Annotated in this window: 16 protein-coding genes and 1 pseudogene; 10 read left to right on the top strand and 7 right to left on the bottom strand. The window is 46.2% G+C overall.

Translation table 11 applies throughout. The features are described 5' to 3' along the window. Positions 1-92 precede the first annotated feature (92 nt). From folE2 to zinU, 4 genes are all read left to right on the top strand, one after another. Positions 93-1,007, top strand: a complete 915-nt coding sequence (gene folE2, locus AC0DBE_RS11205; protein WP_461719617.1) for a GTP cyclohydrolase FolE2 — start codon at positions 93-95, stop codon at positions 1,005-1,007. Beyond that, positions 1,004-1,621 (top strand): L,D-transpeptidase, encoded by a 618-nt coding sequence (locus AC0DBE_RS11200; RefSeq protein WP_472962152.1) that lies wholly within the window; start codon positions 1,004-1,006, stop codon positions 1,619-1,621. Before folE2 ends, AC0DBE_RS11200 begins: the two co-directional genes overlap by 4 nt. A gap of 82 nt (positions 1,622-1,703) precedes the next feature. Further along, the gene (locus AC0DBE_RS11195) at positions 1,704-2,876 is read left to right on the top strand and encodes an NAD(P)-binding domain-containing protein (RefSeq protein ID WP_014112602.1); all 1,173 of its coding nucleotides are present in this window, start codon (positions 1,704-1,706) and stop codon (positions 2,874-2,876) included. A gap of 37 nt (positions 2,877-2,913) precedes the next feature. Continuing rightward, positions 2,914-4,107, top strand: coding sequence for a zinc metallochaperone ZinU (gene zinU, locus AC0DBE_RS11190; RefSeq protein ID WP_014112603.1), 1,194 nt, complete (start codon positions 2,914-2,916; stop codon positions 4,105-4,107). 46 nt (positions 4,108-4,153) lie between these two features. Here zinU and AC0DBE_RS11185 read toward each other — a convergent pair whose 3' ends face one another. Next, entirely contained in the window at positions 4,154-4,834 is a 681-nt protein-coding gene (locus AC0DBE_RS11185; RefSeq protein WP_114151425.1) for an amino acid ABC transporter permease, read from the bottom strand. Positions 4,835-4,843: 9 nt separating this feature from the next. Further along, positions 4,844-5,707, bottom strand: a complete 864-nt coding sequence (locus AC0DBE_RS11180) for a transporter substrate-binding domain-containing protein (RefSeq protein ID WP_072565723.1) — start codon at positions 5,705-5,707, stop codon at positions 4,844-4,846. A gap of 237 nt (positions 5,708-5,944) precedes the next feature. Here AC0DBE_RS11180 and AC0DBE_RS11175 point away from each other — a divergent pair. The 4 genes and pseudogenes from AC0DBE_RS11175 to bglC all read left to right on the top strand — a co-directional run. Further along, a pseudogene (locus AC0DBE_RS11175) lies at positions 5,945-6,124 on the top strand (hypothetical protein); the annotation flags it as partial. Next, positions 6,121-6,576, top strand: coding sequence for an RDD family protein (locus AC0DBE_RS11170; protein ID WP_014112607.1), 456 nt, complete (start codon positions 6,121-6,123; stop codon positions 6,574-6,576). The pseudogene AC0DBE_RS11175 and the gene AC0DBE_RS11170, both read left to right, overlap by 4 nt. 82 nt (positions 6,577-6,658) lie before the next feature. Further along, positions 6,659-6,991 (top strand): YckD family protein, encoded by a 333-nt coding sequence (locus AC0DBE_RS11165; protein WP_472962148.1) that lies wholly within the window; start codon positions 6,659-6,661, stop codon positions 6,989-6,991. Between the two features lie 153 nt (positions 6,992-7,144). After that, a complete protein-coding gene (gene bglC / locus AC0DBE_RS11160; RefSeq protein ID WP_472962146.1) occupies positions 7,145-8,578 on the top strand; it encodes a 6-phospho-beta-glucosidase in 1,434 nt (477 codons plus the stop codon). A 35-nt stretch (positions 8,579-8,613) separates the two neighbouring features. On the opposite strand, the gene nin is transcribed toward bglC, so the two are convergent. From nin to hxlA, 5 genes are all read right to left on the bottom strand, one after another. Beyond that, on the bottom strand, positions 8,614-9,012 hold the full coding sequence (gene nin, locus AC0DBE_RS11155; protein WP_014112613.1) for a DNA-entry nuclease inhibitor: 399 nt from the start codon (positions 9,010-9,012) through the stop codon (positions 8,614-8,616). Positions 9,013-9,034: 22 nt separating this feature from the next. Then, a complete protein-coding gene (nucA, locus tag AC0DBE_RS11150; RefSeq protein ID WP_120698809.1) occupies positions 9,035-9,484 on the bottom strand; it encodes a DNA-entry nuclease in 450 nt (149 codons plus the stop codon). A gap of 173 nt (positions 9,485-9,657) precedes the next feature. After that, positions 9,658-11,382 carry a methyl-accepting chemotaxis protein TlpC gene (tlpC, locus tag AC0DBE_RS11145; RefSeq protein WP_079288197.1) on the bottom strand — a complete coding sequence of 575 codons (1,725 nt, stop codon included), beginning with the start codon at positions 11,380-11,382 and terminating at the stop codon, positions 9,658-9,660. A 111-nt stretch (positions 11,383-11,493) separates the two neighbouring features. After that, on the bottom strand, positions 11,494-12,051 hold the full coding sequence (gene hxlB / locus AC0DBE_RS11140) for a 6-phospho-3-hexuloisomerase (protein ID WP_072182406.1): 558 nt from the start codon (positions 12,049-12,051) through the stop codon (positions 11,494-11,496). A 4-nt stretch (positions 12,052-12,055) separates the two neighbouring features. After that, the gene (gene hxlA, locus AC0DBE_RS11135) at positions 12,056-12,688 is read right to left on the bottom strand and encodes a 3-hexulose-6-phosphate synthase (protein WP_014112617.1); all 633 of its coding nucleotides are present in this window, start codon (positions 12,686-12,688) and stop codon (positions 12,056-12,058) included. A gap of 232 nt (positions 12,689-12,920) precedes the next feature. On the opposite strand from hxlA, the gene hxlR reads away from it, so the two are divergent. Next, positions 12,921-13,283, top strand: coding sequence for a transcriptional activator HxlR (gene hxlR / locus AC0DBE_RS11130; RefSeq protein WP_014112618.1), 363 nt, complete (start codon positions 12,921-12,923; stop codon positions 13,281-13,283). Between the two features lie 570 nt (positions 13,284-13,853). Then, positions 13,854-24,617 carry a surfactin non-ribosomal peptide synthetase SrfAA gene (srfAA, locus tag AC0DBE_RS11125; RefSeq protein WP_472962145.1) on the top strand — a complete coding sequence of 3,588 codons (10,764 nt, stop codon included), beginning with the start codon at positions 13,854-13,856 and terminating at the stop codon, positions 24,615-24,617. Positions 24,618-24,622: the final 5 nt, after the last annotated feature.

Here is a 24,622-nt window from a genome sequence, read left to right as displayed (position 1 = left end):
CGTGTCTTTTTTATTTTCTCTTGATTTTAATCAGTGAACCCATCAAAATAAATAGTAATTATTACGATTTGTTAATGAGAGGAGTTTTCTGATTGAATCAACACATGCCGCTTCCGGGAAAACCGGAACGTCTTCAATACTTTGGGTCGGTCAGTCCGATAAAAGGCGAGAAACCTGTAGAAAAAGAGAAAATGAAGGATCTGCAAAATATCAGGAAGGATTATTTTTTTGACATTCAGCATGTAGGTGTCGCTAATGTGTCCCATCCGGTCACAATCACTTCTGCCATGACGCCTGCTGAGCAAACAACGACTGCGAACTTTACAATGACTTGTGATTTGCGGAGGAATCAGAAGGGGATTAATATGAGCCGGTTAACAGAGCTGCTCCAATTCTATCATCAAAACGGCTGGATTCTCTCATTTTCCTCTCTACAGCAATTTACGAAAGAGCTTGCAGAAAACATGGACCAGTCATCAGCTTCAGTCGAAGTGCGGTTTCCATGGTTTTTCGAACGGAAAAGTCCGAAGCTTGAGAAAGCGGGTTTGATGCATGCTGACATATTGATGTCTGTCACCTATCGCGAAGATCAGCCGTTTGAACAGCGTGCCGGCATCTCAGCGAAAGTAACGACCCTGTGCCCTTGCTCCAAGGAAATCAGTGAATACAGCGCTCATAATCAGAGGGGGACGGTCAGCATTTGGGCTGATATTCATCCGGCAGTATCGCTTCCAAGCGATTTTAAAGCTGATTTGCTTGACGCCGCAGAATCAAATGCTTCTGCGAGACTGCACCCGGTTCTTAAGCGCCCGGATGAAAAAGCCGTGACGGAAACAGCATATGAAAATCCAAGATTTGTTGAGGATCTCGCCCGGCTGATTGCCGCGGATTTGTATGAGCTTGAATGGGTGTCAGCCTTTGAGATTGAATGCCGCAATGAAGAATCAATCCATCTCCACGATGCCTATGCGAAGCTGCGTTTTTCGAAACAGGAGGATAGAATATGAAACTCTTATTATTATTTGTTGCTGTTCTTGTGCCGGCCAGCCTGCTGTCAGCCTGCTCCTATCATGCGAAAGAACACGCAAGTGCCGATACAAAAAAAACGGAAGAACATGCAAGCGCTGATACAAAGAAAACGGCAGAGCACGTAACGTCCGACCAAAAGACAGAAAAAACTAGCATCGATTGGACCAAACCATCAGGCGGTGAATACCCGAATATCAAGCAGAAACATGTCTGGATTGATGTAGACGTGAAAGACCAGAAGGCTTACATCAAAGAAGGAAGCAAAACCTTATATACAATGATTGTCTCGTCAGGACTGGATCAAACAAAAGATGATGCTACGCCAAAGGGCACCTTTTATATAGAGCCTGAACGGGGAGAATGGTTTTTCTCCGAAGGATATCAGGAAGGTGCGGAATACTGGGTCTCATGGAAAAACCATGGCGAATTTCTATTTCACAGTGTGCCGATGACAAAGGATAAAAAAGTCATCGAAAAAGAAGCGAAAAAACTAGGGGTGAAGGCATCTCATGGATGTATCAGGCTGGCCATCCCAGATGCGAAATGGATATATGAAAACATCCCTGAACATACAAAAGTTGTGATCGGCTGAATGGAAAGCGGTTGACAAAAAGGAAAAAAAGCCATACGATTTAAATCGTAACAATTACGTTTTGTAGAGAGGAGATTCTCCAATGTATAAATGGCTGATCATTGGCGGCGGCATCCAAGGCACAACCTTGGCTGTGCATCTGGTGAAAAGCGGAAGGGCATCGATTGAGGATCTTGCTGTCATTGATCCCCATGAACGGCCTCTTGAATGCTGGAAACGAAACACAAGCCGCATTCAGATGAAATACTTGCGCTCTCCATCGGTTCATCATGTAGACACAGAGCCGTTCAGCTTGCAAACGTATGCGGATAAAAGCCAATGGCCGGAAGTATTCTTTGGAAGATATAAGAGGCCCTCGCTGTCGCTCTTCAATCAGCACTGCGAGACTGTGCTGGATGAGATACATATTGATCAAGCATGGAAAACAGGCATGGTGACAAATTTGAGAAGGAAAAACGGGTTGTGGGAAGCGGAGACAGATACCGCTGGAACTCTCACGGGGGAACGAGTGGTTTTAGCCATGAGTTTTTCTCATCAGCCTTCTTGGCCGGAGTGGACAAAACCATATCAGAATGACGGCATTTATCATGTGTTTGACAGAGAGGTGCACGATGTAAGCAATGAAAGTGTGCAAATGGCAGTTGTGGGCGGAGGGATAACGGCGGCTCATTACGCCATAAAGCTCGCAGATGACGGCCATGATGTGACGATGCTGGTGAGGCATCCGTTCCGGATCTATGACTTCGATAGTGATCCAGGATGGCTTGGTCCGAAATATATGAAAGCATTCAGTAAAACGTCTGACTATCAAAAGCGAAGGCAATGGATTACAAGCGCCAGACATCGTGGCTCTTTTCCAAAGGACATTTCAAGAACACTTGCTGTCTATAAGGAGGAGGGCAGAATAAAAGTCATTCAGGATGACATTGATTTTTGCCAAAAAACAGATGACGGCAAGATACAGATACACTGTAAAACCAGCGAATCGCGATACGAATACGAGCGTGTCGCATTGGCAACAGGTTTTACCTCGGACATTAGCCGGTTCGATTGGGTACAGAGAGCAGCGCAAGCGGAGCAATTGCCTTATGCAGGCTGCGGTTTTCCGATTGTTGGCAAGGATTTGCAATGGGGAAAAGGCTTATATGTGATGGGAGCCTTTGCTGAATTAGAAATCGGGCCGACAGCGAGAAATATTTCCGGAGCGCGAAAAGCTGCTTACACCATTGCCTATACGGCGAAGCATACAAATTAAATCGTAATGATTCTATTTTATAAGGGAGGACATTAGTATGAAAAAAATTCCGGTTACCGTACTGAGCGGTTATCTTGGCGCTGGAAAAACAACATTGCTGAACAGCATTCTGCAAAATCGTGAAGGCTTAAAAATAGCGGTCATCGTCAACGATATGAGTGAGGTGAACATTGACGCAGGCTTGGTTAAGCAGGAAGGAGGCCTTTCCAGAACAGATGAAAAGCTTGTGGAAATGTCAAACGGCTGCATTTGCTGCACGCTTCGCGAAGACTTATTAATTGAAGTCGAGAAGCTGGCAAAAGACGGGCGGTTTGATTATATCGTAATCGAATCGACAGGAATTAGTGAACCGATCCCGGTGGCTCAGACTTTTTCTTATATCGATGAAGAGATGGGAATCGACCTTACGAAATTCTGTCAGCTGGATACGATGGTGACAGTGGTTGATGCCAACCGTTTTTGGCATGATTATCAGTCAGGCGATAGCCTTCTGGATCGTAAAGAAGCGTTAGGGGAAGAGGATGAAAGAGACATTGCCGACCTCTTGATCGACCAAATCGAGTTTTGTGATGTTCTGATCTTGAATAAATGTGATTTGGTCAGTGAGCAAGAGCTCGAACAGCTTGAAAAAGTGCTTCGTACACTGCAGCCAAGAGCCAAATTCATTCGTTCCGTCAAAGGAAATGTAAAACCGCAGGAGATTTTGCATACAGGGTTATTTAACTTCGAGGAAGCGAGCGGGTCAGCCGGCTGGATTCAAGAGCTGACAGCAGGCCATGCGGAACACACCCCGGAAACAGAAGAATACGGCATCTCTTCATTTGTGTATAAAAGACGTTTGCCGTTTCATTCTACACGGTTTTATCGCTGGATGGATCAAATGCCAAAGAACGTGGTTCGTGCCAAAGGAATCGTCTGGTGCGCCTCGCATAACAATCTCGCTTTGCTGATGTCGCAAGCAGGGCCGTCGGTTACGCTTGAGCCAGTATCGTATTGGGTGGCGGCGTTGCCAAAGCTTGAGCAGGAGCAAGTCAAACAGCAGGAGCCCGAAATTTTGGAGGACTGGGATCCGGAATTTGGCGACCGCCTGACGCAGCTTGTGTTTATCGGAACAGATTTGGATGAAGAAGCGATCACGAAAGAGCTTGATCAATGCCTGCTGACTGAGTACGAATTTGATTCCGACTGGTCGCTGTTTGAGGACCCGTTCAAGTGGAAGCTGAATCAATAGAAAAAAGCCGTCCCCTGAGGAGCGGCTTTTTTAATGAAACGTTTGTTTAAACATAATGAGCGTATTTTTTCTCAAGGATATTCTGAAAAGCTGCCGCTGCTGAGCAGATGGCCCAATAAATGAGAGCGGTCAGAATATACATGGTCATGTAATCAAACTCTCTGCCGCCGATGATTTTCGCATGCTGGAGCAATTCCGGCACTGTAATCATTGCAGCGAGAGAGGACGCTTTGATTAAGTCGAGCAATACATTGGCAAGCGGAGGCAGCGCAATACGGATCGATTGCGGCAAAATGATACCCCTCATCGTCTGCCAATAGGAAAGGCCGAGAGAGGATGCGGCTTCCCACTGTCCTTTTTCAACGGCTGAAATGGCTGAACGGTTAATTTCCGCAATGTAGGCGGCGCTGTTAAGGCTAAAGCCAATTAAAGCGGCTGTGACAGCGGAAAATTCAATGCCGATATAAGGAAATCCGAAATAAAGGATAAACAAGATCACCAAAATCGGAACGCCCCGCATAAATGAGATATAGAGCTTCGCCGGCCACCTTAACAAGGCAAGCTGAGACATTCTGGCGAGTGATATGAACAGGCCGATCACCGTTCCCGCAAACATGCTCACAAGAGAGATGAGCAGCGTATACCCAATGCCTTTTATGACATAAGGAAACGATTCAATGGCCAACTTTGTGTTGAAAATATATTCCCACTGAATGCTATTTATCATGGCGTCCGATTACAAATCAACGTCCTGAACGTCGACATCCAGTTTCTTTGATACATCTGCTTTATTGAAGAATTGTTTCGACAGCTTTGTCAAAGTGCCATCCTTGCTCATTTCTTTCAATGTTTCGTTCATCTTTTTCTGAAGTGCTGCATTGCTTTTTTTCATGACAAGCGCCTGTTTGTTCGGCATGTACTTGATGTCAGGATGGATCGTAATGTTGAGATCCGGGAATGCTGCGAGCGCAAGTGTTTGCAGGTAATAGTCGTTTAAAATGACATCAGTGCGTCCGTTGGCGACATCTTTTAAATACTGCTCATTGGTCGCATTATCATAAATCACTTCTTGAGCGCCGTATTTTCTCGCTACATCCATGTAGACTGTCGTAGCTGCGCCAGCGGCTTTTTTCCCTTTTAAATCCTTAAGCGTTTTAATCCCTGATAAATCGTCTTTTCGGACGATTGCCGTGCCGTATGAATATTTATATGGAGTGGAAAACGCGAACTTCTTCTCGCGGTCCTTCGTCACATCGATGTCATTTGCGGCTGCGTCAACCTGGCCGCTGTTCACCGCTGTAAGCATCCCGTCAATGCCCATCTCCTTGAACTCAACCTTCAGACCCAGGCGTTTTGCCGCTTCACGAACGACTTCAACCTCATAGCCTGTCAGCTTATCGGAACCTGAATCGGTATCGTGATAAGAAGTGGGATAAAGCGTGCCTGATGTAGCGACAACAATTTTCCCTTTGTCTTTAATCTGCTCCCAGCCTGTATCCTTGGAATCTGCTTCATTTTTGCCGGAACAGGCTGCCAATATAAGAAAGAAAGCCATTGTGAAACTGAATATAACGGCTTTGGATTGCATGAATGATTTCACCTATGTTTCCTCCAATCTGTTAATCAACTAAAAAGATAGCACTGAACATAAGGGGTTGCAATATGTTGATGACGTTTTCAAAAAGTTCGAATTGTGTATATAAAAGCGTGTGAGCGTTTAAAAGCGGCTATACAGGGAACCAGTGATAATAAAGGAGTTGTCCAAGGATGAAAGCATTGACATATCAAGAAAAAGAGCATGTTGAGCTGATCCCAGATCCAGGATGCCATTACACCAGTGGGCCGGGCACTCGTTATTCATCTAATGCCAATGCTGTATGAAATGGTCAAGAAGCATGAAATCGATCTTTTGCATAAATTAAGTCTTGCTGATGGCCCTAAGGCATATGATATATTCGATAAGAAAGAAGATGGAAACATCAAAGTCATATTGAAGACATATGGGGGAGTCAAATGAATATTTACAAACCAGCCGGATTCTGGATCAGACTAGGAGCTTCATTGCTGGATTACATTATTGTCTCGGTGCCTCTTTTGCTGATCTATTGGCTGATTACAGGAAAAGACCCGAACGACAGCATGTTCATCAGTCTGATTGTTCTGCTGTACTCTATTTTGTTGCCGGTGTTTTGGAACGGCTACCTTATCGGAAAAAGAATCTGCGGTATCAGAATCGTAAAAAAAGACGGATCACAGGTCAGCCTGTTAACGATGTTTTTGCGGGTTATTGTTGCGGGTCTGGTTTACGGCATAACCTTCGGACTCGGCTTGATCGCCAGCCTGATTCTGATCGGCGTCCGAGAAGACAAACGGACACTGCATGATTTAATCGCGGGAACGTATGTCACTTACGCGCCCCCGGGTGAAGAAGAACTTTATACTGATGAACAGATCAGAAAGAGCGAATAATGGTTCGCTCTTTTTCTTTTGCATGTATAAAAAATGCAATGCAGCAAAACATATGAAAAATAGGATTGGAGGAATAAATTGGATGAAGCGAATAAAAATCAATATCATCACAATGTTCATAACCGCAGCTGTCATTTCTCTGACCGGCACAGCTGAAGCCGCAGAAAAACAGCAGCTGCCTCCCGCAAATGTCACACTGACAGATCAGCAAAAGAAAGAAATTGAACAGCTGGAAGCAGACATATTAAAAAAGCGCAAAGACGTAATCTCAAAGTATGTGCAATACGGTGTCCTGCCTAAAGAAAGAGGAGAACACATCAAAAATCACATGGACAAACACTTTGAAATGATGAAACAAAACGGCTTTGTTCCAAAGCCCCATCCTCATCAGCATAAATTTGAAAAAAGACATTAAGACGGTAAGCATCCAATGGGAATTGGGTGCTTTTGCGTTATTTACAGGTAGGCAATATTGGCTGAGCTGTTCCGCGATTAATATCGAGTTGATATGAAACGCGTTTCATAACCTATGATAGGTTTATCAAATATTTCAGGAGTGATAAACACTATGATCCACCAGCATCCAGAATCTTTTCCGAAACATTTTTTGTGGGGCTCTGCTTCAGCAGCGTACCAGATTGAAGGCGCTTGGAACGAAGATGGCAAAGGTCCTTCTGTATGGGACGTATTTACGAAAATACCGGGCAAAACGTTTAAAGGGACCAATGGCGATATTGCGGTTGACCATTATCACCGTTTTAAAGAAGATGTCGCTTTGATGGCTGAGATGGGCTTAAAAGCGTATCGATTTTCCGTCAGCTGGCCGCGGATTTTTCCAAAAGGAAAAGGGGAGATCAATGAAGCAGGCCTAGCTTTTTACGATAACCTGATTGACGAGTTGCTTTCTCATAACATCGAGCCGGTTCTGACTTTATATCATTGGGATTTGCCTCAGGCGCTTATGGACGAGTACAGCGGTTTTGAATCAAGAAATATCATAGAGGATTTTAATAACTACTGTATTACTCTTTATAAACGTTTTGGAGACAGAGTGAAATATTGGGTTACGTTAAACGAACAGAACTACAATTTTAATCACGGCTTTATTACAGCCATGCACCCGCCTGGAGTGAAAGACAGAAAACGATTTTACGAAGCAAACCATATTGCGTTTCTGGCTAATGCAAAAGCTATTGAATCTTTTAGGGAATATGTGCCTGAAGGCAAAATCGGTCCAAGCTTTGCTTATTCTCCGGCTTACCCTTTATCCAGCCATCCAGAGGATATACTGGCATTTGAAAACGCTGAAGAATTTATGAACAATTGGTGGCTGGACATGTATTGCTGGGGAACCTACCCGCAAATTCCTTTCCGCTATTTAGAAAAACAAGGCTGGGCGCCGACAATCGAAGCAGGAGATATGGAGCTGCTTGCCAAAGGAAAGCCTGATTTTGTAGGTGTCAATTATTATCAGACCATCACCTACGAACGAAATCCGCTTAATGGTGTGTCGGAAGGGAAAATGAATACGACAGGCCAAAAGGGGACCAACCAGGAAACAGGGATACCCGGAGTGTTTAAAACGAAAAAAAATCCGCACCTGACAACGAGCAACTGGGATTGGACAATTGACCCAATCGGATTGCGTATCGGTCTTCGCCGAATTACAAGCCGCTATCAGCTTCCAGTGTTTATCACAGAGAATGGTTTGGGTGAATTTGATAAAGTTGAGGATGGCACTGTACAGGATGATTATCGAATTGATTATTTGCATTCGCATCTTGAGCAATGCAGACAGGCCATCAGCGACGGTGTCGATTTGATCGGCTATTGCAGCTGGTCGTTTACTGATCTATTAAGCTGGCTGAATGGCTACCAAAAAAGATACGGATTCGTTTATGTTCATCGCGATGAAGAAAATACACATGATTTAAAACGCTTGAAGAAAAAAAGCTTTTATTGGTATCAGGATGTAATCAAGACGAACGGAGAAAGTATATAAAGAGTCCCTGAGAGTCTTCTCTCAGGGCTTTTTCATTACACAGAAACAGCATCAATAATATAAGTGTCGGCGTGCAGATCTGACATCTCAGCCGGCACAGTCCAGCATGTCAATTGATATTCTCCTTTAGGAAGATCAAAGGACAGCCTTTTAGACATAATGCTTTCAATTTCAATTCCGTTTTCTGTGACATGAAAAGGAACAGTCACTTTCTTTTCATAGGAGTTTACAGTTTCTGAACTGTTCAGGCGCAAAAGAATAAAGGCCTTTGTATTTCTCTGTGCCTCAAACGAAATCGCTCCGTCCGCCGCCGCAAATCCTTTTTCGATCGCTTCGTCAGTCCAATCCATAACAGGAGGTGCAGAATCCTTTTGAAATACAGTAAATTGATGATAAGAAATCGACAGTTCTTGAGGTTTCCATGACTTGATCAATGTGCTGTTCCTCCTCTATTGTTTACTGAATCGTGAATAAAACCTTTGTGCCGTCTGGATAATCGGTAAGCTGATGCCCAACCCAAGAGCCTGCACCGCGGTTGTCAGCAGGAGAAATGTATTCTACAGAAGCTCCCTCACCGCCTTCTTTGCACATGGCCATTGGCCATTCATCTCTGTCATACCCCGTTTTTGGCGGTACGTCTTTTAATGATTGCTCGCGGCGTTCCTCAGCTCCGTCTCTGTCGATGGTGCACACATCTGAGTGCCCCTCATTTATCGCATCCTTAATATGTTTGGCCGTTTCGGGATAACGGTCAGAAGGGAGGGCGATCGTTTCGTCATATTCTTTCGTTTGAGACGTTTTTTGATCAGCTGAGAAAAAGTCTCCCTTTATCAGGCCGACAGCTGCAGCTGCTATGACGACGATGACGAGAAGTATTGTTTTTATGATGTCCATCGTGATGTTCACCTCCCGCTTTTAGCAACTTTAAAACTGCCCCAAGAGTAATCCAGAAAGCGTTTGGTGTAAAGGTTGAAATTTTTAGTTTTACAATCAGTTTATTGCTGAAAACGTAATTTTAGCAGGTCGAAATATTTGTTTTCAGTAAAATACCGTTGCCAATATACAATAATGATAGTAAGTCATCGGCCGTTTTTGGGTTGATCAATCATTTTAAATTGGCTTATGATACCGGTAAGCTCCTCAGCTAATTGAGATAGCGTTTCAGAAGCTGCAGTTATCTCTTCCATTGCAGCAAATTGTTCTTCTGTTAATGCAGCCGCCTGCCGGGTATTTTCTGTAGAATCTTTAATACCAGCCGTATTGGCTGCAAAGGATTCGTTTATGTTATGTGCACTGGATGAAATGTTTGATACAGATGCTGATAGATCACTGATCTCAGCGCTGATTTCGCCTGTTGCAGCTGCAATTTCCTTAAATGCATCTCTCGTGCGCTGGATCATGGTGACACCTTCTGCAGCCTCTGTTTTCACATGCTCAACAGATCTTGCAGATTGGTTCATATCATTTTGGATTTCTGTGATCAGTTTTGAAATCTGCCCCGCAGACTGTTGAGACTCTTCCGCTAATTTACGTACTTCATCGGCAACAACAGCAAAACCTTTGCCATGTTCACCGGCTCTGGCAGCTTCAATCGCTGCATTCAGCGCAAGCAGGTTTGTCTGATCGGCAATTTGGGTGATGACGGATAAAATTTGCTCAATTTGTTTAGAGCGGCCGTCCAGCTGGTGTATGATTTCTCCGCTTTTCTGGATCGAATCGTGAATCGCATCCATTTGTGCCTGTACATTAGAAATTTCCTTTTGCCCAATGGCGGCTTTTGATTGCGCAAGCTGCCCTTTGTCAGCAATAGCAGCAGTATTTGAAGAAATATCCCGGATGTCTGCTGAAGCTTGTTTTAATGAACTTTCACTGTTTTCAATTCGCGTGATCTGATCCTGGGCTCCATTTGCAATCTGCTGTACAGCTTCTGTAATCTTTTCTGAAGCTTGATTTGTTTCCTCTGCTCCGGCTGAGAGCTGCTGAGAGGCAGACGCAAGCTGAAGGGCTGATTGCTGTACGGTTTGGATGGTATCGTTCAGTTTCATTCTCATCTTATTGTAATAGACGCTCAGTTCTGATAGCTCGTCACCGGATTTGTCTGACACCTCTATTGTCATATCTCCGTTTCCGGCACTTTCAAAGGCGCATTTTAAAGCGTTCAGCCGCTTATTGATTCTTCTTGTGAAAAGCAGGACAAGGATGACTGATGCAATAATGACGATAACAAGAACGATAGCGAATTGAGTGAAAAGTGATTGCGTAAGTGATGCTAAAATGCTTTGATTGGCTCCGGTATACAGCATGCCGATGATGTTTCCGTTTTGATCTTTTAAAGGCATGTATGCCGTCTGATAGGAAGAGCCCGCCACGTCTGCTTGCCCGTTGAATGGTTTTCCGTTCTTTAAAACAGCGTCAGTAACTTCAGAAGAAGCCTGAGTGCCAACAGCTCTTTCGCCATTTTTCATGACATTGGTTGCTACACGAGTATCTCCTTGGAAAATTGTAACGGTATCACCTGTTTTTTCGCCAAGCAGATCAACGATATCTTCATTTCCGTTGATTTGTGTTTGGCCTTTATAAAGCTTATTGTTTTTTACCTGCCATTCCCCTGAAATGACATCATCAATATAAGCACTGCTTAAAGCCAGATCGCCTTTCGCTTTTTCAGTCGCCATTTGTTTCATGCTGTCTGTAATTTCCTTAAGCATCAAAGTGCCAACTGACAGTGAAAACAAAAGAATAATCACGAAAACCAAGCAGAGAATTTTTGTTCCTAGCTTAAGCTTTAGTTGTTTTATCACCATAATTCCTCCTTTTTATGATTTGTAGGTCATATTACTTATCGGGTTTTTGAGTTTAAAGTTTGATTTTAGAAATAATAAAACCGGCCTGATCTCCAGGCCGGTTGTGTGACGCTATTCAAGGTTTGCGTGGTGGGTGAACATGGTATCAGAATCGAGCCCTTGTTTCTCCATGAGTTTTAAAATTACTGCATCATAGAACAGCAGCAAAGTTTGCTCAAATAATGATCCCATTGGCTGTATGGTTTTATAGCTTCCATTTGACTGGTCTTTAGGAGAACCGGGCATTTTGACGATGAGATCGGCTTGTTTTCCGATGCTTGATTCTGGATTGATGGTTAAAGCGGCAACAACCCCGTGTAAGCTTTTTGCTTTTGCTGCTGTATGGATCAGGCTCTTTGTCTCGCCTGATCCTGAGCCGATGATGACGAGATCTCCTGCGCTGAGCGGCGGAGTGAGAATCTCACCGACAATATGAGCGTTGAAGCCCATGTGCATCAATCGCATCGCGAAGGATTTTGCCATCAGGCCAGAACGCCCCGCACCCGCAGTGAAAATTTGATTGGATGAAAGAATGTGATCGGCAAGCTGATCAGCTTCTTCATCAGAAATATAAGCCGCTGAACGGTGTAACTCATTGAGAATTTCCGTTACGTATTCAGTCGTTTTCATAACGTTATCCTTGGGCAATAAGCTGTTTCATTTTTGAAGCCGTTTCTGCTTTATCGGCTGCGCTTGTAATTCCGCCCCCAACAATGACAAGGTCAGGCTTTTGTTTGATCACTTCAGGAAGTGTATCAAGTTTGATGCCCCCCGCAATTGCGGTTTTTGCGTTTTTTACGGTATTTTTGATTGTCGTTAATTCTTCGAAAGAGTTTTTGCCCTCTGCTTGAAGATCATATCCAGTGTGGACGCAGATGTAGTCAACACCGAGTGCGTCAATTTCTTTCGCACGGGATTCAATATCTTTTACGTTAATCATATCAACTAAGATTTTCTTCTTCTGTTTTTTGGCTTCTTCTACTGCGCCTTTAATCGTTGCGTCGTCTGTAGCGCCTAAAACGGTGATGATGTCAGCGCCCGCTTCCGACGCTTTCATGATTTCGTATCCGCCGGCATCCATGATTTTCAGGTCTGCTAGAACCTTCAATTGCGGAAATGTTTCTTTTATTTCTTTAACGGCTCTGAGGCCTTCATTAATGACAACCGGTGTTCCGATCTCAACCACGTCGATATATTGTTCCACTTCTTTGACGAGCTCGATGGCTTCCGGGATGTTTACGAGGTCTAATGCTAGCTGTAATTCCATTGTTGATCCACTCCCTTTTTCGAATTATTTTTCATTCTATAGGTTCCCTCTTTTGATGAGAAGTAGGCACTTTGAAGTCAACTAGTTACTTGGAGGATACTGTGAGGAGAGGCAATCAGATTTCTTTCGCTTGGTTTTATGAGTGAGTATAATAAAAAGGAGTCTGCAAAAAAAGTAAGTAAGTGATGATACGTATTTAACATACAAAAAGTATACTAAGGGGGGATTTCTTTTGAGCCGGATGGACGACAAAAGGTTTAATTGTGAGAAGGAATTAACGCTTGCAGTGATCGGCGGTAAATGGAAAATGCTCATTTTGTGGCATTTAGGAAAAGAAGGCACAAAACGGTTCAATGAATTAAAAACTTTGATTCCTGATATAACGCAGAAGATCCTCGTGAACCAGCTGAGAGAGCTTGAACAGGATATGATTGTTCACAGGGAAGTGTATCCGGTTGTCCCGCCGAAGGTTGAATATTCCTTGACCCCGCAAGGAGAAAGCCTCATGCCTATTCTTGATGCCATGTATGAGTGGGGGAAAGGCTATATGGAATTGATTGATATTGACAGAAATGTCATAAAGGAATCGTTGTAAGGCGCTCTTCGCAAGGGTGTCTTTTTTTTGCTTGTTTTTCGGTTTTTGCGCGGTAAATAGATGTCATGTAAAGATTGTAAATGGCTTCAACAATAAAGAGGATTAACTAGGTTGGACTGATTTGAAAATTTTTATTTTTCTGTAAATAATGTTTAGTGGAAATTATTGCGGCATACCGCAAAAATATCCCAGTAAATAAACTGGAATCTTTCGGTATCCCGCATGAAACTTTTCACCCATTTTTCGGTGATAAAAACATTTTTTTCATTTAAAGTGAACGGTAGCAAGGTAAAAAATATTGAAAACAATGAATAAATAGCCAAATTTGTTTCCTGTTGGGATGAGGGATCTTGCGGTCTTTATCCGCTTATGTTAAACGCCGCAATGATGATGGCAGCCCGTTTTGATAGCGGCAATCTGTTTTTTTATTTGGATGCACTGCTTTTTAAGTGTAGTACTTTGGGCTTTTTTGGCTTTTAGTTCATAAGGATTAAAAGTTTTATGGATAAGAAAGGGAAAACACGCTGCACATGTTCACTGCTTATTGAAGATTAGGGGAGGTATGACAATATGGAAATAACTTTTTATCCTTTAACGGATGCACAAAAACGAATTTGGTATACAGAAAAATTTTATCCTCACACTAGTATTTCGAATCTTGCGGGGATTGGTAAGCTGGTTTCAACTGATAAGGTTGACTGGGTGCTTGTTGAGCAGGCGATTCAAGAGTTTATCCGCAGAAATGACGCCATGCGCCTTCGTTTGCGGCTCGATGAAAACGGAGAGCCTGTTCAATATATAAGCGAGTATCGGCCTGTTGATATAAAACATACTGACACCACTGAAGATCCGAATGCGATTGAGTCTATTTCACAATGGAGCCGGGAGGAAACGAAAAAACCTTTACCGCTGTACGATTGTGACTTATTCCGTTTTTCCATATTCACCATAAAGGAAAATGAAGTGTGGTTTTACGCAAATGTTCATCACGTGATTTCTGATGGAATCTCTATGAATATTCTCGGAAATGCGATTATGCACATTTATTTAGAATTAGCCGGCGGCTCAGAAACAAAAGAAGGAATCTCGCATTCATTTATCGATCATGTTTTATCTGAACAGGACTATGCTCAATCGAAGCGGTTTGAAAAGGATAAGGCGTTTTGGAACAAGCAATTCGAATCGGTGCCTGAACTTGTTTCCCTGAAACGAAATACTTCCGCAGGAGGAAGTTTAGATGCTGAGAGGTTCTCTAAGGATGTGCCTGAAGCGCTTCATCAGCAGATCCTATCGTTTTGTGAGGCGAACAAGGTCAGTGTTCTTTCAGTGTTTCAATCGGTGCTTGCTGCCTATTTGTACAGAATCAGTGGCCAGAATGATGTCGTGACGGGAACCTTTATGGGCAACCGGACAAATGCGAAAGAGAAGCAGATGTTTGGCATGTTTGTTTCGACAGTGCCGCTTCGTACAAACGTAGACGGCGGCCAGTCGTTTTTAGATTTTGTCAAAGACCGGATGAAGGATCTCATGAAGACGCTTCGTCACCAAAAGTATCCGTATAACCTCCTGATCAACGATTTACGTGAAACAAAGAGCTCTCTGACCAAGCTGTTTACGGTTTCTCTTGAATATCAGGTGATGCAGTGGCAGAAAGAAGAGGATCTTGCCTTTTTGACTGAGCCGATTTTCAGCGGCAGCGGATTAAATGATGTCTCGATTCATGTAAAGGATCGATGGGATACTGGAAAACTCACCATTGATTTTGATTACCGAACTGATTTATTTTCACGTGAAGAAATCAAAATTGTTTGTGAACGCATGATTACGATGCTGGAGAACGCGTTATCGCATCCAGATGATGCAATTGATGAATTGACGCTGATTGCTGAAGCGGAGAAAGAGAAGCTGCTTGCGAGGGCCGGCGGTGAATCTGTCAGCTATCGTAAGGATATGACGATTCCAGAGCTGTTCCAAGAACAGGCTGAGCAACTTTCTGATTATCCAGCGGTTGTATTTGAAGATCGCACATTGTCCTATCAAACGTTACATGAACAATCTGCACGCATCGCCAATGTGCTGAAACAGAAAGGAGTTGGCCCGGACAGTCCTGTCGCGGTTCTAATCGAACGCTCTGAACGGATGATTACGTCTATCATGGGGATTTTAAAAGCCGGCGGGGCATATGTGCCGATTGATCCCGCTTTTCCGGCGGAGCGTATTCAATATATTTTAGAGGACTGCGGTGCGGACTTCATCCTGACTGAATCGAAGGTTGCGGCTCCTGCAGCCGATGCGGAACTGATTGATTTTGATCAGGCGATTGCGGAAGGTGCAGACGAAAGCCTGAATGCAGGTGTGAACGCACGGAACCTTGCCTACATTATTTACACATCGGGAACAACCGGGCGTCCGAAAGGTGTTATGATCGAGCATCGCCAGGTTCAACACTTGGTTGAATCTTTGCAGCAGACGATTTATCAAAGCAGCAGCCAAACACTGCGGATGGCATTGCTTGCGCCGTTTCACTTTGATGCGTCAGTGAAGCAGATTTTCGCGTCGCTTCTTTTGGGACAAACCCTTTATATCGTACCTAAGAAAACAGTGACAAACGGATCTGCCCTTGCTGCATATTATCGCAGGCACAGCATTGAAGCGACGGACGGAACACCTGCCCATCTGCAAATGCTGATCGCGGCGGGCGATTTTGAAGGCCTTAAGCTGAAGCATATGCTGATCGGAGGAGAGGGCCTATCATCTGTTGTTGCGGACAAGCTGCTGAAGCTGTTTAAAGAAGCAGGCACAGCACCGCGTTTGACCAATGTATACGGGCCGACTGAAACGTGTGTTGACGCGTCCGTTCATCCGGTTATCCCAGAGAGTGCCGTTCAATCAGCATATGTGCCAATCGGGAAAGCGCTGGGGAATAACCGCTTATATATTTTGGATCAAAAAGGCAGGCTGCAGCCGGAAGGCGTGGCTGGCGAGCTTTATATCGCAGGTGACGGTGTTGGCCGAGGCTATTTACATTTGCCTGAATTGACGGCTGAGAAGTTTTTACAAGATCCATTTGTGCCAAGCGATCGCATGTACCGGACCGGAGACGTGGTGCGCTGGCTGCCAGATGGAACAATCGAATATTTAGGCAGAGAGGATGACCAGGTCAAAGTCCGCGGATACCGGATTGAGCTTGGAGAAATTGAAGCCGTGATTCAGCAGGCGCCAAACGTTATGAAAGCCGTTGTTTTGGCACGTCCTGATGAACAGGGAAATCTTGAGGTTTGCGCATATGTTGTGCAGAAGACTGGCAGTGAATTTACTCCGGCCAGCCTGCGGGAGCATACGGCCAGACAGCTTCCAGACTATATGGTGCCGGCTTACTTTACAGAAGTGACAGAAATTCCGCTCACGCCAAGCGGTAAAGTGGACCGCCGCAAGCTGTTTGCATTAGAGGTGAAGGCGGTCAGTGGAACGGCCTATACCGCGCCGCGCAATGATACGGAAAAAGCAATCGCAGCCATTTGGCAAGACGTGCTGAATGTTGAGAAGGCGGGGATCTTTGACAATTTCTTTGAAACGGGCGGACACTCATTGAAGGCCATGACGCTTTTAACAAAGATTCATAAGGAAACAGGCGCTGACATTCCGCTTCAATACTTGTTTGAGCATCCGACGATTGCGGCTCTTGCGGAGGAAGCCAAACACAGAGAAATCCGGGAATTTGCAGCGATTGAACCTGCTGAAAAACAGGAGCATTACCCGCTTTCCTTAGCACAGCAGCGAACATATATCGTCAGCCAGTTCGAGGATGCGGGTGTTGGGTACAACATGCCAGCGGCAGCGATTTTGGAAGGGCCTTTAGAGATTCAAAAGCTGGAGCACGCATTTCAAGGGTTAATCCGCCGCCACGAGTCTTTGAGAACGTCATTTATTCTTGAAAACAGTACGCCGAGACAGAAAATTCATGACAGCGTCGATTTCAACATCGAGATGATTGAAAGAGGCGGCCGCTCAGATGAGGCAATTATGACTTCATTCGTCCGGAGATTTGATTTGGCGAAAGCACCGCTGTTCAGAATCGGCTTGATGGAGCTTGAAGAGAACCGTCATATGCTTCTGTTTGACATGCATCATTTGATTTCTGACGGTGTGTCCATCGGCATTATTTTGGAGGAGTTAGCACGGATATACAAAGGCGAACAGCTTCCTGAGCTTCGTCTTCAATATAAGGATTACGCTGTGTGGCAAAGCGGCCAGGCTGCTGAAGGGTACCAGAAGGACCGGGCGTATTGGAAGGAAGCCTTTGCGGGTGAGCTTCCGGTGCTTCAGCTTCTGTCCGATTACCCGAGACCGCCTGTTCAAAGTTTTGATGGAGATCGGGTATCAATCAAGCTGGATGCGGGATTAAAGGATCGTTTAAATCGTTTGGCTGAACAAAATGGCGCCACGCTGTATATGGTGATGCTGTCCGCTTACTATACGCTTTTGTCAAAGTATACGGGACAGGATGACATCATTGTCGGCACACCGTCTGCGGGCAGAAACCACTCCGATACAGAGGGTATTGTCGGGATGTTCGTCAATACGCTCGCGATTCGCAGTGAAGTGAAGCAGGACGAGACGTTTACCCATTTGATCACCCGTGTCCGCAAACAGGTGCTGGATGCCTTTTCTCATCAGGACTATCCGTTTGAGTGGCTTGTTGAAGATTTGAACATTCCGCGTGATGTAAGCAGACATCCGCTGTTTGACACGATGTTTAGTCTTCAAAATGCGACAGAGGGTATTCCGGCTGTCGGCGATCTGTCCGTGTCTGTTCATGAGACCAACTTCAAGATTGCCAAATTTGATTTAACGATACAGGCGAGAGAGACCGATGTAGGCATTGAACTTGATTTGGACTACAGCACGAAGCTGTTTAAACAAAGCACGGCTGACAGGCTGCTCAACCATTTTGCGCGTTTGCTTGAAGATGCTGCGGCTGAGCCTGAAAAACAGATTTCTGAGTACAAGCTTCTTTCTGAAGAGGAGGCTGCATCGCAAATTCAGCAGTTTAACCCGGGCAGAACACCTTATCCGAAAGATAAAACGATTGTTCAGCTGTTTGAAGAGCAAGCGGCGAAAACGCCAGACCATCCGGCACTTCAATATGAAGGCAAATCACTTACCTATCATGAGCTGAATGAACGGGCCAATCGTTTAGCGCGCGGCATTCTTTCTCTCGGGGCAGGCGAAGGCAGAACAGCGGCTGTCTTGTGCGAGCGGTCAATGGACATGATTGTGTCGATCCTCGCAGTTTTAAAAGCTGGCTCGGCTTATGTTCCGATTGATCCGGAACATCCGATTCAGCGGATGCAGCATTTCTTCCGTGACAGCGGAGCAAAGGTGCTTCTCACGCAGAAAAAATTAAAGGCCTTAGCAGAAAAAGCGGAATTCGACGGCGTTATCGTGCTTGCAGATGAGGAAGAAAGCTATCATGCCGATGCGCAAAATCTCGCACTGCCTCTTCATTCAGCGGCGATGGCCAACCTGACGTATACTTCCGGAACGACAGGAACACCAAAGGGAAATATCGTGACACATGCCAATATTCTGCGCACGGTGAAGGAAACGAATTATCTCAACATTACAGAACAGGATACGATTCTCGGACTTTCCAATTACGTGTTTGACGCGTTTATGTTTGATATGTTCGGTTCTTTGTTAAACGGTGCCAAGCTTGTACTGATACCGAAAGAAACAGTTTTGGATATGGCTCGCCTGTCTCGCGTTATTGAGCGGGAGAACATCAGCATTCTTATGATTACAACTGCTTTGTTCCACCTGCTTGTGGACTTGAATCCGGCGTGCTTGTCAACGCTGCGCAAGATTATGTTCGGTGGGGAGCGGGCTTCGGTCGAGCATGTAAGAAAAGCTTTGCAAATTGTCGGAAAAGGCAAGCTCCTTCACATGTACGGGCCGTCTGAAAGCACGGTTTTCGCGACGTATCATCCGGTTGATGAATTGGAGGAGCATACGCTGTCTGTTCCGATTGGAAAACCGGTCAGCAATACGGAAGTATACATCCTTGACCGGGCGGGACACGTGCAGCCTGCCGGGATCGCCGGGGAGCTATGCGTCAGCGGCGAAGGGCTCGTGAAAGGATATTACAACCGTCCTGAACTGACTGAGGAGAAATTCGTTCCGCATCCGTTCACATCCGGCGAACGCATGTATAAAACGGGTGACCTCGCCAGATGGCTGCCGAGTGGCGACATCGAATTTATCGGGCGGATCGACCATCAGGTGAAAATCCGCGGACAGCGCATCGAGCTGGGAGAAATCGAACATCAGCTGCAAACCCATGACCGCGTTCAGGAGACTGTTGTGCTTGCTGTTGATCAAGGAGCGGGAGACAAGCTGCTCTGCGCGTACTTTGTCGGAGAGGGAGAAATCTCATCTCAAGAGCTGAGAGAACATGCGGCAAAGGACCTGCCCGCTTATATGGTTCCTGCGGTGTTTATCCAAATGGACGAGCTGCCGCTGACCGGGAACGGAAAAATCGACCGGAGAGCGCTGCCGCTTCCTGATGCCAGCGTCTCAAGAGGTGTTTCATATGTTGCGCCTCGCAATGAAACGGAACAAAAACTCGCAGACATTTGGGCGCAGGTGCTTCAGGTTCAACAGGTCGGCGTTTATGACCACTTCTTTGACATCGGCGGACATTCATTAGCAGGCATGAAGATGCTTGCCTTAGTTCATCAGGAACTGGGTGTTGAGCTGTCACTCAAAGATCTCTTCCAGTCACCTACGGTTGAGGGCCTAGCACAGGTAATTGCCTCTGCTGAAAAAGGGACAGCCATCAGCATCAGCCCGGCTAAGAAACAAGATTCGTATCCTGTTTCCTCACCGCAAAAACGGATGTACGTGCTCCAGCAGCTTGAAGGAGCGCAAACGAGCTATAACATGCCGGCGGTTCTGCGCCTTACAGGTGAGCTTGATGTTGAAAGGCTTAACAGCGTCATGCAGCAGTTAATGCAGCGCCATGAAGCCTTTAGAACCACGTTTGAAATAAAAGATGGAGAAACGGTGCAGCGGATCTGGGAAGAAGCTGATTGTGAGATGGCATATTTCGAAGCCGCAGAAGAAGAGACAGAGCGGATCGTTTCTGAGTTTATCAGGCCTTTCAAAATGGATCGGCTCCCGCTGTTCAGAATGGGTCTGATCAAGCATTCAGACACTGAGCATGTGCTGCTGTTCGATATGCATCATATTATTTCTGATGGTGCGTCTGTCGGTGTGCTGATTGATGAACTTTCGAAGCTGTACGACGGAGAAACCCTTGAGCCGCTCCGCATTCAATATAAGGATTATGCCGTGTGGCAGCAGCAGTTCATTCAGTCTGAGCTTTACAAGAAACAAGAGGAGCATTGGCTGAAGGAGCTGGGCGGAGAGTTGCCGGTGCTGACGCTACCGACTGACTATAGCCGGCCTGCGGTTCAAACATTTGAGGGAGACCGCATTGCATTTTCATTAGAAGCAGGAAAAGCTGATGCTCTGCGCAGACTAGCAAAAGAAACGGATTCAACACTGTACATGGTGCTTCTGGCTTCATACAGTGCGTTTTTATCAAAACTGAGCGGACAACACGATATCATCGTCGGTTCACCGGTAGCCGGACGATCCCAAGCTGACGTCAGCCGCGTCATCGGAATGTTCGTCAATACGTTGGCGCTGCGAACGTATCCGAAAGGTGAAAAGACGTTTGCTGACTATCTTAGCGAAGTGAAAGAAACCGCGCTCAATGCTTTTGAAGCGCAGGATTATCCGCTTGAGGACCTGATCGGAAACGTACAGGTTCAGCGTGACACGAGCAGAAATCCGTTATTCGACGCAGTATTTTCGATGCAAAATGCGAATATCAAGGATCTAACGATGAAAGGGATTCAGCTGGAGCCGCATCCGTTTGAACGGAAAACGGCCAAGTTTGACATCACACTGACGGCTGACGAAACGGACGGAGGGCTTACGTTCGTACTTGAATACAATACAGCGCTGTTTAAACCTGAAACAATCGAACGATGGAAGCAATACTGGATGCAGCTTCTAGATGCAGTCACCGGCAATCCGAACCAGCCGCTTTCCAGCCTATCACTTGTCACTGAAACAGAAAAACAAACGCTTCTAGACGCATGGAAGGGCAAAACGCTGCCTGTGCCGACAGACAAAACCGTTCATCAGCTAATCGAAGAGACTGCCCAGCACCACAAAGACCGCCCGGCTGTTACATATAACGGCCAGTCGTGGACGTACGGGGAGCTGAATGCGAAGGCGAATCGTCTTGCCCGGATTCTGATCGACTGCGGTATCAGCCCGGATGAGCGCGTCGGCGTTCTCACGAAGCCGTCGCTGGAAATGTCCGCCGCGGTGCTCGGCGTCTTAAAGGCGGGAGCGGCGTTTGTGCCGATTGATCCTGACTATCCGGATCAGCGGATTGACTATATTTTACAAGACAGCGGTGCGAAGCTTCTCTTGAAACAGGAAGGCATCGCAGTGCCGGACAGCTATACGGGAGAGGTCATTCTTCTTGATGGCAACCGTACGATTCTGAGCCTGCCGCTTGATGAAAACGATGAGGAAAATCCAGAGACGGATACAAACGCGGAGAACCTGGCGTACATGATTTACACGTCTGGAACGACCGGACAGCCGAAGGGTGTCATGGTTGAGCACCATGCGCTTGTGAACCTGTGCTTCTGGCACCACGACGCGTTCAGCATGACAGCGGAGGACCGCAGTGCGAAGTACGCGGGCTTCGGATTCGACGCCTCCATTTGGGAGATGTTCCCGACCTGGACGATCGGCGCCGAGCTTCACGTCATAGATGAAGCCATCCGGCTTGATATCGTTCGCCTGAACGACTATTTCGAAACGAACGGCGTAACGATCACCTTCCTGCCGACACAGCTTGCGGAACAGTTCATGGAGCTTGAGAACACATCACTCCGCGTATTGCTGACAGGCGGAGACAAACTGAAGCGTGCCGTGAAACAGCCGTACACGCTCGTTAACAACTACGGGCCGACTGAAAATACGGTCGTTGCCACAAGTACAGAGATCAATCCGGAGGAAGGCTCGCTTTCCATCGGGCAGGCGATCGCCAATACGAGAGTGTACATTCTTGGCGAGGGCAATCAGGTACAGCCGGAAGGCGTAGCCGGAGAGCTTTGCGTGGCGGGACGCGGACTGGCGCGAGGCTATCTGAATAAAGAAGACGAAACCGCGAAGCGGTTTGTCGCTGATCCGTTTGTGCCGGGTGAACGCATGTACCGCACCGGCGATTTGGTGAAATGGGTGAACGGCGGCATCGAATACATCGGCCGGATCGACCAGCAGGTCAAGGTCCGCGGCTACCGGATCGAGCTCTCGGAAATCGAAGTCCAGCTCGCCCAGCTTTCTGAGGTGCAGGATGCGGCGGTAACAGCCGTGAAGGATAAAGGCGGCAATACAGCGATCGCGGCGTACGTCACACCGGAAACAGCTGACATAGAAGCATTAAAGTCTTCGTTGAAAGAAACCCTGCCGGACTACATGATTCCGGCGTTCTGGGTGACGCTGAACGAGCTTCCAGTTACGGCAAACGGAAAGGTTGACCGCAAAGCGTTGCCTGAGCCGGACATCGAAGCGGGAAGCGGAGAATACAAAGCGCCGACAACGGATATGGAAGAGCTGCTTGCCGGCATCTGGCAGGACGTGCTCGGCATTTCGGAGATCGGTGTCAGCGACAATTTCTTCTCACTCGGCGGAGATTCCATCAAAGGAATCCAAATGGCGAGCCGCTTGAACCAGCACGGCTGGAAGCTGGAGATGAAAGATCTCTTCCAGCACCCGACGATCGAGGAGCTGACCCAATACGTGGAGCGTGCCGAAGGCAAACAGGCAGACCAAGGGCCTGTGGAGGGCGAAGTCATTCTGACGCCGATTCAGCGCTGGTTCTTTGAAAAGAACTTCACGAACAAGCACCACTGGAACCAATCAGTGATGCTTCACGCCGCGAAGGGCTTTGATCCTGAACGGGTGGAGAAAACATTGCAGGCACTGATCGAGCACCATGACGCGCTCCGCATGGTTTATCGTGAGGGAACGAAAGAGGTCGTTCAATACAACAGAGGACTTGAAGTTGACTCAGCTCAATTGGAGATCATCCAAATCGAGGGCCAAGCAAAAGATCATGAAGACCGCATAGAGAGAGAAGCGGAACGGCTGCAGAGCAGCATCGACTTGCAGGAAGGCGGCTTGTTAAAAGCAGGCTTGTTCCAAGCGGAAGACGGAGACCATTTGCTTCTTGCCATTCACCACTTAGTGGTTGACGGCGTGTCGTGGCGGATTTTACTGGAGGATTTCGCCGCGGTATATACACAGCTTGAGCAAAGCAATGAACCGGTTCTCCCGCAGAAAACACATTCATTTGCGGAGTATGCAGAGAGATTACAAGACTTCGCGAATTCCAAAGCCTTTTTGAAAGAAAAAGAGTATTGGAGACAGCTTGAAGAACAAACTGTCGCGGCAAAGCTTCCGAAGGATCGCGAATCTGGTGATCAGCGAATGAAACATACAAAGACAATCGAATTTTCGCTGACTGCTGAAGAAACAGAACAGCTCACCACAAAGGTGCATGAGGCATATCACACAGAAATGAATGATATTTTACTGACAGCATTCGGATTGGCGATGAAGGAGTGGACAGGTCAGGATCAAGTAAGTGTTCATTTAGAGGGGCATGGACGTGAAGAAATCATAGAAGACCTGACCATTTCCCGGACAGTCGGCTGGTTTACGAGTATGTACCCGATGGTGCTCGATATGAAGCATACGGATGATCTGGGCTACCAGCTGAAGCAAATGAAAGAAGATATCAGACATGTACCGAATAAGGGAGTCGGGTACGGCATTCTCCGCTATTTGACGGCGCCGGAACATAAAGAAGATGTGGCGTTCTCGATTCAGCCGGATGTCAGCTTTAACTACTTAGGACAGTTCGATGACATGTCGGATGCAGGCTTGTTCAAGAGATCAGAGCTGCCGTCAGGACAGTCGTTAAGCCCGGAAACAGAAAAACCGAATGCGCTCGATGTTGTCGGATACATTGAAAACGGAAAACTGACGATGTCAATGGCCTATCATTCTCTTGAATTTCATGAAAAAACGATAAAGACATTCAGCGACAGCTTTAAAGCCCATCTTCTCAGAATCATTGAACATTGCCTATCTCAAGATGGAACGGAACTGACGCCGAGTGACCTTGGCGACGACGATTTGACGCTGGATGAACTGGATAAATTAATGGAAATTTTCTAATAGAG

Source organism: Bacillus sp. VA15, assembly GCF_055721145.1.
The sequence above is the reverse complement of the archived record's forward strand: the minus strand, read 5'-3'. Positions and strand labels throughout refer to the sequence as shown.

Bases quoted from the DNA above. Each gene is read 5' to 3' on its own strand.
- AC0DBE_RS11200 (WP_472962152.1), top strand. From the start codon at position 1,004: ATGAAACTCTTATTATTATTTGTTGCTGTTCTTGTGCCGGCCAGCCTG.
- AC0DBE_RS11195 (WP_014112602.1), top strand. From the start codon at position 1,704: ATGTATAAATGGCTGATCATTGGCGGCGGCATCCAAGGCACAACCTTG.
- zinU (WP_014112603.1), top strand. From the start codon at position 2,914: ATGAAAAAAATTCCGGTTACCGTACTGAGCGGTTATCTTGGCGCTGGA.
- AC0DBE_RS11185 (WP_114151425.1), bottom strand. From the start codon at position 4,834: ATGATAAATAGCATTCAGTGGGAATATATTTTCAACACAAAGTTGGCC.
- AC0DBE_RS11170 (WP_014112607.1), top strand. From the start codon at position 6,121: ATGAATATTTACAAACCAGCCGGATTCTGGATCAGACTAGGAGCTTCA.
- AC0DBE_RS11165 (WP_472962148.1), top strand. From the start codon at position 6,659: ATGAAGCGAATAAAAATCAATATCATCACAATGTTCATAACCGCAGCT.
- bglC (WP_472962146.1), top strand. From the start codon at position 7,145: ATGATCCACCAGCATCCAGAATCTTTTCCGAAACATTTTTTGTGGGGC.
- tlpC (WP_079288197.1), bottom strand. From the start codon at position 11,382: ATGGTGATAAAACAACTAAAGCTTAAGCTAGGAACAAAAATTCTCTGC.
- hxlB (WP_072182406.1), bottom strand. From the start codon at position 12,051: ATGAAAACGACTGAATACGTAACGGAAATTCTCAATGAGTTACACCGT.
- hxlA (WP_014112617.1), bottom strand. From the start codon at position 12,688: ATGGAATTACAGCTAGCATTAGACCTCGTAAACATCCCGGAAGCCATC.
- srfAA (WP_472962145.1), top strand. From the start codon at position 13,854: ATGGAAATAACTTTTTATCCTTTAACGGATGCACAAAAACGAATTTGG.